The 437-nt window shown below is 44.2% G+C and carries 1 protein-coding gene; it reads left to right on the forward strand.

Annotated elements, in window-relative coordinates:
* Positions 1 to 437: FGGY family carbohydrate kinase (locus tag AC2JF9_RS09485; protein ID WP_500727276.1), on the forward strand; the 437-nt coding region annotated here is incomplete at both ends.

The raw sequence follows: 437 nt of genomic DNA on the forward strand, positions 1-437 counted from the left end.
TGAAACCACAGTTGTTTGGGATAAAGAGACTGGCGTACCTGTTTACAATGCCATCGTGTGGCAATCCAGACAGACTAGCGGGATTTGTGATGAGTTAAAGGAAAAAGGCTACAATGATTTATTCCGCGAGAAAACCGGCTTGCTGATTGACGCCTATTTTTCTGGCACAAAGGTAAAATGGATCCTCGACAATGTGGAAGGCGCCCGCCAAAAAGCGGAAGAAGGAAAGCTCTTATTCGGAACGATTGACACATGGCTCATTTGGAAGCTGTCTGGCGGTAAAGCTCATGTTACGGATTATTCTAACGCATCCAGGACCCTGATGTTTAATATTTATGATTTAGCTTGGGATGATGAACTGCTTGACATATTGGGAGTTCCTAAATCGATGCTTCCTGAGGTAAAACCATCCTCTGAAGTGTATGGCCATACTGTTG

The organism is Lactobacillus sp. C449L (genome assembly GCF_059900815.1).